Consider the following 18863-nt stretch of genomic DNA (forward strand, 5'->3'; position numbering starts at 1 on the left):
AATTATTTTGTTTTTCGCAGAGTCCTCTATGAGAGACTCTGCTAGGAAGATTAGAGATTTCATTACTCTGTTGTTCAGTTCTCATATTACACTTCTATATGTTTTAATGTCGCTGCAATACTTGTAAATTCAAATGGCAAATAGTTTTTTATTTTACTATTGTCGTATTCAAAATTAACTTGTGCCAACAACATTTGTTCTTTATTAATACTTTTAGATTTGCCTGTTATCCAACTTTTCAATGTTTCAAAAATAAGATACAAATTAATCATATAATTTTTTAATACTTTATTTGGAATTGTAGCATTTGTAGATTCTGCAATAAGTGAAATGTAGTCTTTAAAAGATAAATTTTCTCCTACTACAATAAAATTTTCATTGGGTAAATCTCGTTGACTAAATTGTATAGCAATACTTGCTACATCTTGTACTGCAACAAAACCATTACTTCCTGAAGCATAAAATGGCATTCTGTTTGTAGCGACTCTTTTAATTAAATTTTGTGTTGCTTTATTTTGGTCGTTACCTTTTCCTACAATAATTCCAACTTGCAAAACTACAGCATTAATTCCTTCTTGTATTCCTCTATAAATTTCTTTTTCTGCCAGCGATTTACTAATACCATATTGTGTATTATAATCGTTCTTTTCAAACTTAGTGGTTTCATCAATTATGCCTTTATTAGGTTTGGCACCAATAGCAGCAATAGAACTAATGTGTACTATATTTTTAACTCCTTTTGCTAAAGCAACATTTATAACATTAGCCGTTCCTTCAGTATTTATTTTATATAACTGATTAATATCTTTGTTTTGATAACTGATTTTTGCTGCACAATGAATGATAGTAGAAATACCTTTCATTGCATCTTCCAAAGTAATAATATCTAATATATCTCCATGTAAAATATTATTTTTACTGATGTAATTTTTAATATAATCTATGTTGGAAGATGTTCTAACTAATATTTTAAATGGAATATTTTGTTCATGCAACTGCTTAGCAATTTCGCTGCCTAAATAACCAGACGCACCTGTTAACAAAATCATGGCACAAAGGTACGGTATTTATGGCATATAGATAGCTCCGCCAATGCTATTTTTAGAAGCACCAGTAACTGAAGCCATTACATTTGGAATTTCTAAATAGCGTAGCGTACCAAAGAAAGCAATAGCCAAAGCTTCTTTAAAATCTATAATTTCGTTAGAGGGAATTTCGACAGTAATTGCAGTATTGGCTCGAATGCGTTCTACTAAAAAATTATTTTTAGCACCTCCACCTGTAATGAGTAATTTTTGATTATGGTTGATATTATTTTGTACAATAACATTGTTGACTTGCATAGCAATATGTTCTACCATAGTTGCCATTTTATCTTCAATAGTAATATTATATTGGTTAATACAATTAATCCAGTACTCAAAAACATGTTCAGTACCCAGAGATTTTGGTGCTTTGTTTTGTAAGAATTCGATATTATTGAATTGTTGTAGTAAATCGTGATTAATTATTCCACGCTTTGCAATAGCACCATCTTTGTCGTAATTTTGATTGACTTGATTGGCTAAATAATTTAAAACAGTGTTTGCTCCAACTACATCAAAAGCTATACAATTATTATTTTGATGAATGCTGATGTTGGCAATTCCACCTATATTTAAAAATAAATTATAGTTTGAAAACAAATATTTTTCTGTAATTGGAACAATCGGAGCACCTTGTCCACCAAAAGCCATGTCTGTAGTTCTTAAATCACAAATAGTTTTACAATTGGTAATTGCAGCAATAGTTGCACCACAACCAATTTGCGTAGTAAAGCTTTTATTAGGTTGATGAAAAATTGTTTGTCCATGAGAACAAATTATATTTATATTATTAATACTATATTTATTTATGAATAATTTTGTAGCATTGCCAAAATATTTACCTAGTGTATGATGTAATTGTGCTAATTCATAAGCACTTGCTTTTGGAGCTTGTTTTAATGAAACAACTAAATCATTTTGATAAGGTGTATAATCTGTTTGAAGTATTTTAAATTGAAAAGATGGATTTTGTTTGTCTTGATTCCAATTGAATTGTACAAAAGCAATATCTAAACCATCTAATGATGAACCAGACATTAAACCAATTGTATGAATTGTTTGCACAGGATAAAGGTAGTTATTTTAATTAGCAGATTAGCTAATATATTAATAGCTTAATTTCTAATTACTAAAGTTTTATTTATATTTTTCTATAATAACATCACAAGCTTTGTTAAGCATTTGGAACACTTCTTCAAAACCATTGTCATTCCAATATGGATCTGGTACACTTCTATTTTCGTTTGGATAGATTTCATTGAGAATGAGCTTAACTTTTGCTTCTTCATTTTTATCTAAAGCCCAAGCTAAAATATCTTTTTTGTTAGAAGTATCCATAGCAAAAATTAAATCAAAATTTTCGTAGTCGCTGTAATTAAATGCTCTTGCTTTTTGTTGTGAAATATCTATTCCATGTTTTTGTGCTACAGCTATAGACCTTTTATCTGGTGGATTTCCAATGTGCCATTTCCCAGTTCCAGCACTATCTACTTGCCAACCCAATCCTTTTTGCTTGCATTTTTGTCTTAAAATTCCTTCGGCTAAAGGAGAACGACAGATATTGCCTAAACAAACCATTAGTATTTTCATAATGTAATATTAGTTCACATCAAAAATAAGAAAGTAAACAAAATATTTATAGCGGATACTAATTAACATTCAAAACAGCTTTATTCTTTTAATGCATTAAAAAAACAAAGAGTATATTATAATAATTGACTATATGATAAGTATATTTTTTGTTATTATTTTAAAAAAACTGAAACACAACAATTGTTAACTAAGTTTTAAATTGCAGTTAAAATAAAATTATTATGAAAAAGAGACTAAGACCTTTAATGTATCTATTTATTGTTTATTTTATTTCCACGGCTGCTGTAATGGAGTGCTCTCCAGATGAACCTGTCTGTGATAATGGATTTACAGATAATAAGCTAGAAAACTTATTTAATAGAAAATGTGGTTGGATAGCAGGAGATGCTTGCTATTCCCTTCAACTAAGCAATGGCAATCATATCTGGATGTTTGGTGACAGTTATGTAGACCAATATGATTTTTCAACAGGAACGGTACCTTGTATGTTTAATACTAATAATACAATGCTTTATCACTTACCAAATAACTATAATGATGTATTCACATTAAAAGGTTATTTTTCTGTAGGAGGAGACATGACAAGTCCTGTTGAATGGCCAGGTGCTGCATTTGAAACTAATAGTAAAGCTTATGTTTGGGTAGGTTCGTTTAATAGTAGCATGCAAATACAATCTCAAAGGTTAAAATATTTCAATATTGATGATGTAAATACTAATGGTATTATTAATTTACCACAATATAAAGATTTTAATTATAGTTGTGGCTTTGTAAATAAAGGAGATGGCTATATATATGCTTATGGTACTACAAGTGGATTTGGAGCCAGTAGTTATGGTCTTAATGCTTTAATTTTAGCTCGTTTTCCCAAAACAAATGTCAATAGTTCTGCATGGAGATATTGGACTGGCAGTTCATGGAGTAGTAATATTGCAGATACAAAACAGTTAATGTACGCAGTATTGCCTACTGTTGCTAAAGTTGGCAATAAAGTGGTAGTTATTTCACAAGATTTAAATTTAAATTGTAACTCAGCATATCATAAAATTTATGCAGCTTATGCTAGTAATGTAACAGGCCCATTTTCTAATAGTGAACCAGTTTATACAGTACCTTCTATGTATGGAAGTATACCTCATTATTATTCTTGTGTAGCACATCCTGAATTTGTAAGAAATGGAAAAACATTAGTAACTTTTTGTATTAATGAAATTGGTACCAATTGTCATACCTGTAATGGTGGTTTTAAACCTAATTTATACAGACCCAAAATGGTTTGGTTAGATTTAAGTGGACCAACTGCAGGTAGTTAACCTAGATGTTGATTTTTGTTCTTTAGATGGACTGTGATTTCTATTACAGTCCATCTAATTTTATATGCTCTACAATGTCTTTGAGTAAGTGTTCTGCTTGGTGCATGGTTTTGATGTTCTCGTAGATTAAAATGAGTTTATCGCCACTTTGTTTTAGCATACACTTGTTTTTGCCTTGTTGTATATATTGCATAATTTTTGGAAAGTCGTTGCTTTCGTAAAATGCAGAATTTGGATTTTCTATAAAGTAGCAAGACATTTTATTTTTCTTCAACGATATTCTTTCAAAGCCAATTTTCTTAGCCAACCATCGTAGTCGCAAACCATCAAATAATTCGCTGACTTGTTTTGGAATTTTTCCAAATCTATCAATTAGTTTTTGTTCAAATTTAGCTAATTGCTTTTCGTTTTCAATATTGTCGAGTTCAGTGTATAGTCGCAACCTTTCATCTGTGTTTTGAACATATTCACTCGGAATTAATAATTCAAAATCTGTATCAATAGTACAATCATATACAAAGCTTTCTTGTTTGGCTATTTGGTCTTTAAACAAATCTTTAAAATCAGTGTGCTTTAATTCTTGTATCGCTTCGTCTAAAATCTTATGATACATCTCAAAACCAATATCAGCAATAAAACCACTTTGTTCTCCACCTAATAAATTTCCTGCACCACGAATATCCATATCTCGTAAAGCAATTTGAAAACCAGCACCTAAATCGGCAAACTCTTCCAAAGTTTGTAGTCGTCTTCTAGCTTCTTTAGTAAGCGTAGATTTTGGTGGAGCTAATAAATAACAAAATGCTTTTTTATTGCCACGACCAACTCTTCCTCTAAGTTGATGCAAATCACTCAAACCAAAATGGTGTGCATTGTTGATGATAATGGTATTGGCATTTGGAATATCTAAACCAGATTCTACAATATTGGTACTGAGCAAAACATCAAAATTGCCTTGCATAAAATCGAGCATTATTTTTTCAAGCTGATGACCTTCCATTTGTCCGTGTGCAGCTTGAATAGAAATTTCTGGCAACAATTTTTTGAGCATGATTTCTAATTCGTGCAAGTCTTTAATTCTATTGTGAACAAAGAAAACTTGTCCGCCTCTAAACACTTCAAATTCTATGGCTTCTTTAATCGCTTCTACATTAAATACTTGTACTTCGGTCTCAACTGGTTGTCTGTTTGGTGGTGGTGTCATGATGTTCGACAAATCTCTAGCACCCATTAATGAAAACTTAAGTGTTCTTGGAATTGGTGTAGCTGTAAGCGTAAGCGTGTCTATGTTTGGAGCAAAACTTCTTATTTTTTCTTTTGCACTTACACCAAATTTTTGTTCTTCATCTATAATTAATAAACCAATATTTTTAAATTTTATCTTTTTATTTAATATAGCATGAGTTCCTATAAGAATATCTATTTTTCCATCTACTAATTTTTTGAGTGTTTCGGTTTTTTCTTTCGCACTTTTAAAACGATTGATATAGTCAACCGTAACAGGAAAATCAGCTAAACGACTGCTAAAAGTTTTATAGTGTTGCCATGCTAAAATAGTAGTAGGTACTAGCACTGCAACTTGTTTATTATTGCACACTGCTTTAAATGCTGCTCTAATGGCGACTTCGGTTTTTCCAAAACCAACATCACCACAAATTAGTCGGTCCATTGGATGTGGCAACTCCATATCTGCTTTTACTTCTTGCGTTGCTTTGTATTGGTCTGGCGTATCTTCGTAAATAAAACTAGCTTCCAACTCATCTTGCAAGTAGTTGTCTTTTTCAAACATAAAACCTTCTTGCACTTTTCTTTTGGCATACAAAGCAATGAGTTCTTTAGCAATGTCTTTTACTTTCTTTTTGGTTTTTTGTTTTAGATTTTGCCATACATTAGAACCTAATTTATGAACAGTAGGTACTTGTCCTTCTTTACCTGCATATTTGGTAATCTTGTGTAAAGAGTTGATGTTTACATATAATAAATCATTGTCTTTGTATTTGAGTCGAACCATTTCTTGTTCCTGACCATTGATATTCATTTTTTCTAAACCAGAAAAAACACCAACACCATGGTCAATGTGCGTTACAAAATCGCCAGGATTCAGATCTTTAAGCATACTAATAGTAACCGACTTACTTCTAGTAAATGCATTTTTAGATTTGTATTTATGATAGCGTTCAAAAATTTGATGGTCGGTATAACAAGCTAAGTTTAATGATTTATCTATAAATCCAGAGCTAATAGATTGATAAATTGGAAAGAATTTTACAGCAGCTTGTTTGTCTTCAAAGATGTGATAGAAGCGTTCAATTTGTCGTGGATTTTCTGCAAAAATAAAATTATTGATTTGCTCTTGGTTGTTTTGTAATAGATGTTGTATGATTGAATCGAAGTTTCTATTAAAAATAGGTTGGTCTTCTTGATGATAGGTAATTGTTAATGAATCATTTTTATTAGTATATTGTTGTTTAGTATAAATTTCAATCGTATTATATTGTAAAAACTGATTGATAAAATCTTCGTCTGTAATAAATAATTTATCAATAGTTTTGTTATAGAAATTATGCTCTTGATGTTTTTTGTTTTGATGAATATTGTTCCAAGATTCTACAGCTTTGTAGTATTGTTTTTGAGTTTGTTCTTGTAGTAACTGATAATCGTTAAACCAAATAACAGTATCTTTTGGCAAGAAATCGAAAATAGTTGCACTTTGTTCTTCTATAAATTGTTTTTGAATATTTGGAATAATAGTGAGTTCGTTTATTTTCTTCAATGACAATTGCGTTGCTGCATCAAAAGTTCGTAAGCTTTCTACTTCATCGTCAAACAATTCAATTCTGTATGGATTATCATTGCCAAACGAAAAAATATCTATAATGCCACCTCTTATAGAAAACTCGCCAGGTTCGTAAACAAAATCTGTTCTTTCAAAACCATAAGTCAATAATAAATCTAATATAAAATCAATATCTATTTTTTCTCCTAATTTTAAAAACAGTGTATTTTCTTGTAACTTTTTTTTGTGAACCAATTTTTCAATAATGGCTTCTGGATACGAAATAATTAAATTGCCATCTTTTCTTTGTTGAAGTAATGCATTGAGTGTTTGAGCTCGTAGTAAAATATTGTTGTTGTTGAGTTCATCGAACTTACCTAATTTTTTATACGATGATGGTAATAAAAGAATGTCTTTGAGTTCTAAAATACTTTGTAAATCATTTTGAAAATAAAGTGCTTCATCAACATCGTTTAAAATAAATAAATGTGTTTGATTAGATTTTCGATGCAGTGCTGTTGCTAAAAATGCTTGAAACGAACCTTTAATTCCACTACAAAAAACATGTGCCTTTTTGCTTTGTAACTGTTGATGAATTTGCGTAGTTCTCGAGTCTTTATCTATGTTTGTTAAAATGTCTATAATATTCATTGCTGAATGAATTCTGTGCTTTTAATTAGAAACAATAAATTGTTCAAAAAAGTTGGCATTCTTAATTTGATTGACAGATTTTTTATTTCCTACTACAAGCAACTGATATAATGAATCATTGCTATAGATATATCTTACTCTGTAATATATTTTATTGTATTTAAATACATATTCTCTGTTATTCGCTCTAATCAACCAGCTTTCTTTTTCTTCTTCAATTTTTGGATTGATATAATTACTTAAAGCTTGAAATGCAATTTGAATTAATGAATCTGCATTTTGTTGTTGTTCGTAATTCCTCTGACTAATTAAATACGATACATTATTAGATTCATCTTGAAAATAATAATTATTAACAATATATTTTACTGTATCATTTGATGCAATAACATCTTTCTTTAGTTTAGGTTCGTTTGGAAACTGACATTCAAATCCATCATAAGCAAACGATTGCCAATTAGTTATATTTTTATTTTTTGACTTTGTTTTTTTATCTTTTGAATTATTGTTAGTTATAATTTCTGTTGGATTATATTCTAAGCTATTAAAGAAATAATTAAAAATAGCAGTGTAGTTGTTTTTCCCGAAGTAACTTCCAGTAACTGTAGTTAAATAATCATCTAAAATATAAATTCTATAATTAGATGTTTTTTTATCTGGCGTTACAATGCTAACACTGGTATATGCTCTTCCTTTATTGTCTATTGCTTTATCAGTAATTGGATAAGCTCCATTTTCTACTGTAATTCTTTGAATTTCTTCTTTGATAGCAGTTTTGGCTTCTTTAATACTAATGAGTGGTCTTAAGGAAACTTCAAACTGTAAATCCAATGCTTTATGTTCTGCTTTAAACAAATATTGTGTTTGCAATCCTTTTTCGGTATAAATAGATTTTTTATCCATTGTAGTTTTATACGGAAATTTGATTGAGCCATTAATGAATTGTAGTGGTGTTTTGTACCAAGACGAAGTATCTGCTATTGAAATATTGGCATCTTGTGCTAATATAGTTGTAGCAGAGATTATGCAAAATGTAAGTAATAAGAGAAGCTTTTTTGCCATTGCACAAATATAAAGCTTATTCAAGAAGTAGTGTAGAAAAATATAAAATTTAGGAATTGAATTCTCTATGATTAGGTTTTGTTGTAAAATAATAATTGTTATAGATAAAATAGTTCATTTGGGTAAATAGATTCCGTATATTTTTCGTTCCTCAAAATTACGAAATGACGAAATTTTAAGAATTACTACCTATAGTAAAACTTGCTGGCGAACATCTTAAGTCAATTTTATTATATGCTGGTACATATTCTTCAATAAAAACTTCATCGCCATCTTGTGTATATTGAATTAACTCTTGTAAGTCCATTTGTTTTAATTTCAACAATCGTAAATAAACAGGTGGTTCATTTTTTCCTGCAGTAGATTTTATAGTGATGTTGAAATATATTTTATTGACATTATCTTTAGAAACGGTAATAATTCCTTTAGATTTTTTAGAGAATAAATCGCCACAAGCTATTGGTTGGTTATTGACATATACTTGTACACATGGATCAGCAGAAATCTTTGAATCGTACTTTTCAATAGCACGAGGTGGTTGCTGTGCATGTGTAAAATACATCAACGCCATTATCAATATGATGAGTATATTTCTCATTTTTAACAAAGTTAAACAAAATATGTCAATTTATGTGCCAAAATATTAAAATATGTTATTAAGAAGCAAAAAAGACGCCAAATTGGCGTCTTTTTTTATAATTTGATTGTTTGATTAATCTTTTTCTCGTCTTACCCAATTTTCAATTTTTATTTGCTTAATTCTTTCAAACTCTTTTATGTTTTCAGTTACCATTATTAAATCATGTTCAATTGCAGTGCATGCAATTAGCAAGTCAAAGTCGCTAATCATTTTACCTAAATTTTGAAGTCTTACTTTTTCTTTTCCATAAGTTGGAATTGCATCGAAAATTGGTAAGATTGTAAGTTGGCTAATAAATTTTTCAATTAATTTGAGGTTCTTTTGGGAGTTTGTGCTTTTTTCTGCACCAAAAACTAATTCTGCTAATGTAATTTCAGAGATAGCACAATTAGAAAGCGTTACTTCATTCAACTTATCAATTATGCCATATTTCCCTCTAAAGAAATGAATACAAATGTTTGAATCGAGCAAGTATTTCATTATAAATCAATTGGGTTTACCTTTTCAACTCTTGAGTTTTTAATATCATTTATTATTTCGTCTGAACTTCTTGTGTCTTCCCACTCACCGTATATACTTTTTAAATCGAAAGGTTCTCTCTCTTTCACTTCTATTGATTCAGTTAATTTTACAATTAGGCGTTTTTTAGAAATATTATCAAGTCTTGACAGAAAACTAAAATATTTATCAATAGTTGTATTTTTTAATGCTATGCCCATTACTTAACTTTTATCAAAAGTACAAAATCTAACAACAAAAAAGACGCCAAATTGGCGTCTTTTTATTTTATTCTTGAATGAAGCTTAAAACTACTCTTCTTTAGTCTTCGTTATCTCTACTTCTTTCTCTATGATTTTTTTCTTTTTGCAACAGTCTTTTTTGCCATCTTTCTCGCAAGCTGCTTTTTCACCTTTGCACTCTTTTTTACAACCACCTTCTTCGCATTGGCTTGGATCGCAAATTTCGCCAGTTTTAATACATACTTTTTGAGTGATGGTATTGCCAAAAGAATCTACATAAGTAGTATCTCTAGTACAAGTTTTCATAGTAGCACATTGCTCCATTTTATCTTTACAATGTTCATTTGCACCACTACACTCAGCACCACCTTTTACAGCAATATGTGGAGCAATAATTAACGCTACAATAGACATCAACTTAATTAAAATATTCATAGATGGACCAGAAGTATCTTTAAATGGATCGCCAACAGTATCACCAGTTACAGATGCTTTATGTGGTTCAGAACCTTTGTAAAATATTTCACCTTTAATGTTAGCACCTTTCTCAAATGATTTTTTAGCATTGTCCCAAGCACCACCAGCATTGTTTTGGAAAATTCCCATTAAAACACCAGATACCGTAACACCAGCTAATAAACCACCTAACATTTCTGCACTTGACACATTTTCAAAAACACCTTTAAAACCAAATCCAACAGCAATAGGCACTAATAAAGCAATAGCACCAGGCAAAATCATTTTTCTGATAGATGCTTGCGTAGAAATTTCAACACATTTTTCGTATTCTGGTTTTCCTGTTCCTTCTAAAATTCCAGGAATTTCTCTAAACTGTCTTCTTACTTCTTCTACCATGCTCATCGCAGCTTGACCTACAGCAGCAATTGCTAATGAAGAAAATATAAAAGGAATCATTGCTCCTACAAATAAAGCAGCCAATACTGGAGCTTTATATAAATCGATTGAATTAATTCCTGCAATTCCAACAAAAGCCGCAAACAAAGCTAATGAAGTTAAAGCCGCAGATGCAATAGCAAAACCTTTACCAGTTGCAGCTGTTGTGTTTCCTACAGCATCTAAATTATCTGTTCTTTCTCTTACTTCTTTAGGTAAACCACTCATTTCTGCAATACCACCAGCATTATCTGCAATTGGACCAAATGCATCGATTGCTAATTGCATAGCTGTAGTTGCCATCATACCAGCAGCACTAATGGCTACACCATATAATCCAGCAAAAGAATAAGAAATAATGATACCAGCAGCTAAAATTAAAATAGGAATTAATGTTGATTCCATACCTACAGCCAATCCACCAATAATATTAGTAGCATGACCAGTTGAAGATTGCTCTATAATAGAACTTACAGGTCTTTTTCCCATAGAAGTATAGTACTCTGTAATCCAACTCATAGCAGCACCAACGATTAATCCGCAGAAAATAGCACCAAAAACACTCAGTTTTGTAAACTCAACACCTCTAATACTCATAGTAGTATCTGGCAACAAATAATCTACTACAAAATAAGAAGCAATTACGGTTAATATAATAGAAGACCAGTTTCCTAAGTTCAATGCATTTTGTACACTACTGTCTTCGTTTTTAACTTTTACAAATAAAGTACCAATGATTGAAAATACTAAGCCCAAACCAGCAATTACCATTGGTAAAAGAATTGGAGCATGTCCTAGCATATTGCTTCCTTCTGGAATTACAATTTCTCTACCTAAGACCATAGTTGCTAAAATAGTTGCTACATAAGAACCAAATAAATCGGCACCCATACCAGCCACATCACCAACATTATCACCAACATTATCTGCAATAGTAGCAGGATTTCTTGGATCGTCTTCTGGAATACCCGCTTCTACTTTACCCACTAAGTCAGCACCAACATCGGCAGCTTTGGTATAAATACCTCCACCAACTCTAGCAAACAAAGCAATAGATTCGGCACCTAATGAAAAACCAGCCAATACTTCTAATGCTCTTTCCATATCTACTCCGTTTACATCACCATTAGCACCAACATATAAATTATAAAATACAATGAATAAACTACCTAAACCAAGTACTGCCAAACCTGCAACGCCTAAACCCATTACTGTACCACCAGTAAATGATACTTTTAATGCTTGAGCTAAACTTGTTCTAGCAGCTTGTGTAGTTCTAACATTTGCCATAGTTGCTACTTTCATACCAATATAACCAGCTAAAGCAGATAATACGGCACCTATTAAGAATGAAACAGCTATGATTGGACTAGAATTTTCTACTAATGTTCCTGAGAATCCTAGTAATATTGCAGCAATTACTGCGAAATAAATTAATACTTTCCATTCGGCTTTCAAGAAAGCAATGGCTCCATTAGCAATGTGAGAAGCTAACTCAACCATGTTTTTATCTCCTGCATCTTGTTTAGAAACCCAAGCATATTTAATAGCCATAATGACTAATCCAATAATACCTAGGAAAGGAGCAACATAAATCAACAAATCTTGCATAAATATTTTTTTTGAGGTGCGAAGATACAATATTTTGTAAAAATTAACTAATATTTTGTTTTTAGATAGCGTTAACAAATTAAAAAAGCCACTCATTAAGAGTGGCTTATAAGCTTATTGAAAACATTAAACTAATCTTTTTTGTCGCAAGACTTCTTTTTTGTTTCGCCTTTTTTGCAAGCAGGATTAGTAGCTCCTTTTTGACAACAACTACTTGGTTTTCCTGCAACTTGATTTGTTTCTTTGCCATTTGTATTGTTAGCAACAGTATAGCCAGTATTTTCTGCCAATGCTTCAATTACTTCTTTGCTGTTAATTTCATCCATATCAAAGGTTACTGTAGCAGTTCCTGTTTCAGCACTTACAGCATCAACCGATTTAATGCCTTTAATATTTAATGCTTTTTCTTTGAATTTATTTTCACAGCCACCACAAGTCATACCTTTTACTGATAAGTTGATAGATGCTAAATTGCCTGCAAACATTAAAGTTGTAACAAAACAGACAATTAAAAATGTACTTACTTTTTTCATAAAAATTTATTTTAAATAATAGATTAATCCAATTACTAAGGCAAGATAAAACATTAACAAAGATAATGCCACTAAAATTTTGTTATTTTTTTTAAACCCAATTATTCCTAGTGGAATTGCCAATAAAGCCATTGTAATTTTTGGATCTAGCATATGGCTATAAGTTTCTGATGTAATTCGTTGTATCAACATATAAATTCCAGATACTAAGAAGATTACAGAAAAAATAGTTTCTACTACAATTGTTTTCTTTTTAAAGTTAGCATAAGATGCATTCCCAGTTAAAAAAAGTACAGATTTAACAGTGTATGATAGTAAGAATAATACCACAAAAGTTAAATGTATGTGTTGCCAAATTTGAAAATTCATTAGTGATTAATTTAATATTTAGTTAAAATTCAGCAACAAAGTTATTAATTTTCTGTTTACATAGAATATTAAATTTATCTTTGTACGACTACTATAAGAGTTAATAGTAACTTAGAAATATAAAAAGGTTGAGTTTTGAGAGTTAAGATTTTAATAATTGCTTTATTGGCAATACAGACGAGTTTGAATGCACAAGATCCTAATTTTGCTCAATATTATAATTTTAGAGTGTTCTTAAATCCAGCAGCAACTGGCTCTGAAAAAGGATTAAATGTAGCTGCTATTTATAAAAATCAATGGTCATATGTTCCTAGTGGTTTTAATACTTATGGTATTAGTGCAGATATTCAGTCTGCGAGACTATCTTCTGGTGTTGGTATAATAGCATATAGAGATGTAGAAGCCAAAGCATTAATTAAGAACTATGTAGGAGCATCTTATGCTTATATTGTTCGTATTTCAAAATCATTTAATTTACATATCGGATTAAAAGCTGCCTTTGTTAATAATCATTTAGACCAGAGTAAATTAATTTTTTCTGATCAATTAGATCCAGAAACTGGTTACGATCCTGGAGTTAGCAATGGCATAGATATTCCTATAAGAAAAGTAAACTATTTTGATTTAGATGCAGGAATCTTAGCACGATTTAAATTTGATATTCGAGAAAATCCAGTGCACAACTCAATAGGTTTTGCGGTAAGTCATTTAACACAGCCAGATGAATCTTATTTGAATATTGCGACAAAAGTTCCTATGCGTTTTACGGTACACTATGGTTCTATGTTTCCAATATTTGGCAATAAATACAAGCGAGAGCCAATAATGTATATCTCGCCAGTGTTTAAATTTGACTATCAAAATAAAATTAGAGTGTATAATGCTGGATTTTTTACCACTTTCAAACCATTGTATTCTGGAATTATGTATCAGCTAAATAAGCTAGATTTTAATAATACTCATGGTTTAATTATTACAGGCGGAATAAATTGGGATATGGGAATGGACGAAGCAATGACACTTAATGTTGGATATAGCTACCAAATGGATTTTACAGGTGTAGAAACAAAGAGTAGAGGACAGCATGAAATTACAATGCGACTGAATTTTAATAATGTAGCGTTGTATTCTCCAAAGAAAAGTAAACCTAAAAGAATTGATTGTTATGATTTTCCTGGTAAAAAAGCCGTAAAATTGTTTTAAATTTATAAAGATTGAATTGATATTGTGATACTTAGAAATTTTATATTAATACTAGCAAGTTTATTTATTAGCTATTCTTTTGCTCAATGTAGTGGAAATGGCGGTGTTTCTATTTCTCCAGCTAAGTCTAGTTATTGTGCAGGAGAACCTATTACATTTCAAGTAAATAATCCCAATTCAAATTTTGAATATAGAATTCGTATTAACGGAGTTACTTATGATGATACCATTGTAACTGTTGGACTGCCTGGAGCTGCAACAACTAAAATTTATACTGTAGATGTGCAATTTAAAGGAGTAATTGGTGGTTGGATTTCTTGTCAACCATTAGATATATTAAAACCATCAGTTACTATAAGTCCTTCTCCAGATCCAACATTAATAGATGTAACTCCTGAACCAACGCAGAGTTCTCCTTTTAGACAATGTCAGCAGCTATCTAATAATTATACTTTAGATGTGCAAAATGGTTCAACAACAGCAAGTTCTTTTAATCAAACCTATATTATTGATTGGGGAGATGGTACTACTACTGGAACAATAAGTAATTTTACAAATTTATCTCACACCTATAATTCACCAGGAGGATATACGCTTGCTTTTACTGTTAGCACTAGTGATTTGTCTGCACCTTGTAATACTGTTACACATTATTATGATGCTTATTTTGGTGTACTACCTAATGTTGGTATTTCTAAGGTAGGAGCGTTAATTAAGTGTGCACCTGTAACTGCAGAGTTCTTAATTGATACATCTGTAACAAATAGAAACCCTATAGGAACTTCCTATGATATTTTTGTTGGCGGAGAACTGATAGCAACATACAATCAGCCAGCTCCTAGAAATATATTTCATACATATACAAAAACTTCCTGTGGTGAAAATTGTAGTGGCAAAGAATATTATGAGATTAAAGTAGTAGCAAAAAATGGTTGTGGAGATCTTCCAGCTACAGTTTGTGAGCCAGTTAGTGAGCAACCAAAACCAATACTGCAAGTTCCTGATACTGTTTGTATTGGTGTAGCTACACCACATATCAATCAAACACAAGAAAAAGATTTACAATCTAATGGAACTTGTCAGCCATTAAAAACAGAATGGACTATTACTCCAAGTACTGGTTGGACACTCAATAGTGGTGATATGACTGAAGATCCTACAATAAATGTAACTTATGATGTTGCAGGAACTTATTTAGTGGAAATGAGAGCAATTTCTACTTTATGTGGCGACAGTATTATTACAAAGAATGTAGTAGCTGTACCAAAACCAGATGTTGCTATTACAGTAGATAAAAATAGTTTATGTACTGGAGAATCTGTTAATGTTTCAAATGTATCTTCTAATCCTAGTACTGTAAAATATACTTGGAGTATTACACCAAATACTGGTTGGACGATTACTTCTGGTTCAATTACTTCTACGAATTTTACAGTATTATTTAATAACGCTAGTAATTATACTATTACTTTGTCTGCGAACCAAAGTGGCTGTACTGATGTTGCTAGTGAAACAATTAATGTAAAAGAAGCACCAACCATTACACAACAAGGTATTTTTGATACACTTTGTTCTATTCCAGCTGATTTATATCCATATTTTAAATTTACATTTGATAAAGGTGGTGATGCTAATACTACATTTAATTGGGAACTTGATGGTGCAACACCAAGTAGCTCTTCTATTGAAAATCCTGGTAAAATTACTTATGCCAATGCTGGAGATTATACGGTTTTTGTGGAATTAGTTAATCAATGTGGTAACGATTCTATAAGAGTGCCTTTTAATATTCAAGATAATCCAAAACCAGATGCAGGTACAGATTTTTCTATATGTAAAAATGCAGATAATATTATATTAACTGGAAATCCAAGTGGAGGTGTTTGGTCTGGACAAGGTTTTGTAAATGTAAATTCTGGAGAATGGAGTCCAAGCTCATTTGCTAATGCAGGAACATATGATTTAGAGTATACCATTAACCAAAGTAGTGCTTGTCCAACTATGGATACTTTAAAAGCAACTATTACAGAAATTGTAGGACTAACAGCTGGACCAGATCAAACAATATGTAAGCCAGACCTATTAGAATTAGAAGGTGATCCTAATTTTACTGGTGGCAATTGGATAGGCACAGGAGTAGTTAATTCTTCTACAGGAATTTTCAATGCTTCGGGTTTAACACCTGGAAATTATTCTGTAGGTTATGTTTTTCAAGATGCTAGTGGAACTTGTAGTGATACTGCTTACAAAATAGTAACTGTTTATGATAGTATTCATGTAAGTAATAATATACCAGATTTATGTGTAGGACAGTCGTTTGATTTTGGAACGATTACTGGCAATATGATTTCAGCACTTTGGGATTTTGGCGATGGTACACCACTAGGAATTATTACTAATCCAAAGCATACTTATACTAGTGCCGGAACTTATACTGTAGAGTTACAAGCAGAAACTGCTGATGGTTGTAAAGACACCGTATTCTTTACTGTTAATGTTATTCAAAATCCAGATTTATCATTTATAATTACACCAGATTCTACTTGTACTGGACAAAATGTTGCTTTCTCATTTCCTCCAACACATCAAGCTACCAATAATTATTTATGGAGTTTTGGCGTAAGCACGATTAGTGATAATGCTCCAAATACACAAGTAGTTAATTTTCCAGTTCCTTCATTTGCAGATACTTTGTATCCAATTGTACTAAAAGCTAAATATTACTGTGGCGATGTATATGCTTATGATACTGTAAAAGTAAAAGCACCAGCTTATGCCGCATTTTCAGTTCAAACAATTGGGTGCTCACCATATCAACCACAGTTAACAAATCAGTCATATGGTACGCCTACCAATTTTTATTGGGATTTTGGCAATGGACAAACTTCAAATCTAGCAAATCCAATTGCACCTACTTATATTAATACTACCAATAGAGATACTACTTATACAATTACACTTACTGCTTCTAATATTTGTGGAACAAGTACTGTTTCTAAAACAATTACAGTATTAGGCAATCAAGTAGAAGCCAGTTTCTTTACAGATATTACACAAGGTTGCGAGCCATTAACTGTTTCCTTTTATTCTACATCAACAGTAGGAACAAATCAAACATGGACATTTGGTGATGGTGAACAAGGATATGGTGAACAACCAGCTCATACTTTTACTAATAATGGCACTTATAATGTAAAACTGTTAGCTACTTCTACTTGTGGAAAAGATTCTGCTTATACTACAATAAAAGTATTACAAAAACCAACAGCGAGTTTTACCGTTGGAGCAACTTGTGTAAATAGTCCAACACAATTTAATAATGCTTCAACAAGTGCTAATGCTTATCAATGGAATTTTGGTGATGGTGATGCATCGAGCATAAAAAACCCAACACATACATATACAAGTACTGGAAGTTATGTTGTTACGATGCATGCTTTTAATAGTAATGGTTGTGAAGATTCTACGCAATTGGCTATTGGTGTTAGTACTAAACCAACAGCAGACTTTGATGTTCCTTTTCCAAATGTATGTTTAGGTGAAGCCATTCAGTTTGTTAATAATTCAGTAAGTGCTAATTCATTTTTATGGAATTTTGGCAATGGAGAAACTTCTACTGTGGCTGCTCCAAATTATGTATATCCAGCAGCAGGAACATATACGGTTTCTTTGCTAGCAATAAATGGTAGTTGTAGAGATAGTATTACCAAGCCAGCAGTAGCAGAAGTTTATCCAAATCCATTGGCAGATTTTATTGCATATATTACAGATAATGGTTTTGAAGATCCTGTAGAATTTACCAATACTACAGCTTTTGGCGATGAGTACTTGTGGGTTTTTGGTGATGGAGATTCTTCTGTAGAAGTAAGTCCAATTCACCTGTACGAATTTAAGAAACCTAATTATAAAGTATATTTATATGTTGTAAGCGAACATGGTTGTACTGATACGGTTATTAAAATAATTGGATATGAATATGATGGAACACTATTTGTTCCAAATGTTTTAGCACCAGAATTAGGAGCAGGAAATGAGTCTTCTATCTTTATGCCAAAAGGATTTAACTTAAAAGAATATCATATAGAAATATTTTCTACTTATGGTCAGTTACTTTGGGAAAGTACTGCATTAGTAGATGGACAACCTGCAGAAGGTTGGGACGGAACTTATAAAGGCAAATTGCTACCTCAAGATGTTTATGTTTGGAAAATAAGAGCCATTTTTGAGAATGGACAATCGTGGGAAGGTATGGCATCTCCAGAAGATATTAAAAATCCACCAGCAGATTTATCTAAAGTGAAAAAGCGAACAATGGGTTCTTTGTTGTTGATTAGGTAGTTTACAACAATATTATTTATCAATAGAATAAGATTCTAAAATAAATTCAGAATGA

At 31.3% G+C, this 18863-nt stretch carries 13 protein-coding genes and 1 pseudogene; 3 read left to right on the top strand and 11 right to left on the bottom strand.

Features of this window, described 5'->3' with window-relative positions; translation table 11 throughout:
• Positions 1-86 precede the first annotated feature (86 nt).
• The 3 genes from H6553_11230 to H6553_11240 form a co-directional block, all read right to left on the bottom strand.
• The gene (locus H6553_11230) at positions 87-1049 is read right to left on the bottom strand and encodes an NAD-dependent epimerase/dehydratase family protein (protein ID MCB9034403.1); all 963 of its coding nucleotides are present in this window, start codon (positions 1047-1049) and stop codon (positions 87-89) included.
• An 18-nt stretch (positions 1050-1067) separates the two neighbouring features.
• Positions 1068-2150, bottom strand: a complete 1083-nt coding sequence (locus H6553_11235; protein ID MCB9034404.1) for an anhydro-N-acetylmuramic acid kinase — start codon at positions 2148-2150, stop codon at positions 1068-1070.
• Positions 2151-2222: 72 nt separating this feature from the next.
• Positions 2223-2675 (bottom strand): low molecular weight phosphotyrosine protein phosphatase, encoded by a 453-nt coding sequence (locus tag H6553_11240; GenBank protein ID MCB9034405.1) that lies wholly within the window; start codon positions 2673-2675, stop codon positions 2223-2225.
• A 224-nt stretch (positions 2676-2899) separates the two neighbouring features.
• On the opposite strand from H6553_11240, the gene H6553_11245 reads away from it, so the two are divergent.
• Positions 2900-3991: a DUF5005 domain-containing protein gene (locus H6553_11245; protein MCB9034406.1), complete on the top strand. Its 1092-nt coding sequence runs from the start codon at positions 2900-2902 to the stop codon at positions 3989-3991.
• A gap of 43 nt (positions 3992-4034) precedes the next feature.
• Here H6553_11245 and mfd read toward each other — a convergent pair whose 3' ends face one another.
• The 8 genes and pseudogenes from mfd to H6553_11285 form a co-directional block, all read right to left on the bottom strand.
• Positions 4035-7418, bottom strand: a complete 3384-nt coding sequence (gene mfd, locus H6553_11250) for a transcription-repair coupling factor (protein ID MCB9034407.1) — start codon at positions 7416-7418, stop codon at positions 4035-4037.
• A 21-nt stretch (positions 7419-7439) separates the two neighbouring features.
• Positions 7440-8480 (bottom strand): hypothetical protein, encoded by a 1041-nt coding sequence (locus tag H6553_11255; GenBank protein ID MCB9034408.1) that lies wholly within the window; start codon positions 8478-8480, stop codon positions 7440-7442.
• Positions 8481-8655: 175 nt separating this feature from the next.
• The gene (locus H6553_11260) at positions 8656-9078 is read right to left on the bottom strand and encodes a hypothetical protein (protein MCB9034409.1); all 423 of its coding nucleotides are present in this window, start codon (positions 9076-9078) and stop codon (positions 8656-8658) included.
• Positions 9079-9192: 114 nt separating this feature from the next.
• Positions 9193-9600, bottom strand: a complete 408-nt coding sequence (locus H6553_11265; GenBank protein ID MCB9034410.1) for a type II toxin-antitoxin system VapC family toxin — start codon at positions 9598-9600, stop codon at positions 9193-9195.
• Positions 9600-9839, bottom strand: coding sequence for a hypothetical protein (locus H6553_11270; protein MCB9034411.1), 240 nt, complete (start codon positions 9837-9839; stop codon positions 9600-9602). Before H6553_11270 ends, H6553_11265 begins: the two co-directional genes overlap by 1 nt.
• Positions 9840-10166: 327 nt before the next feature.
• Positions 10167-12365, bottom strand: a pseudogene (locus H6553_11275) (sodium-translocating pyrophosphatase).
• Between the two features lie 131 nt (positions 12366-12496).
• Positions 12497-12898, bottom strand: a complete 402-nt coding sequence (locus H6553_11280; protein MCB9034412.1) for a heavy-metal-associated domain-containing protein — start codon at positions 12896-12898, stop codon at positions 12497-12499.
• 6 nt (positions 12899-12904) lie between these two features.
• Complete coding sequence (locus H6553_11285) at positions 12905-13267, bottom strand: hypothetical protein (GenBank protein ID MCB9034413.1); 363 nt, start codon at positions 13265-13267, stop codon at positions 12905-12907.
• Between the two features lie 135 nt (positions 13268-13402).
• Here H6553_11285 and H6553_11290 point away from each other — a divergent pair, with 135 nt between their 5' ends.
• Positions 13403-14470: a PorP/SprF family type IX secretion system membrane protein gene (locus H6553_11290; protein MCB9034414.1), complete on the top strand. Its 1068-nt coding sequence runs from the start codon at positions 13403-13405 to the stop codon at positions 14468-14470.
• A gap of 24 nt (positions 14471-14494) precedes the next feature.
• A complete protein-coding gene (locus tag H6553_11295; protein MCB9034415.1) occupies positions 14495-18808 on the top strand; it encodes a PKD domain-containing protein in 4314 nt (1437 codons plus the stop codon).
• Positions 18809-18863: the final 55 nt, after the last annotated feature.

It is taken from the genome of Chitinophagales bacterium (genome assembly GCA_020636535.1).
Taxonomy (GTDB): Bacteria; Bacteroidota; Bacteroidia; order Chitinophagales; family JADIYW01; genus JADJSS01.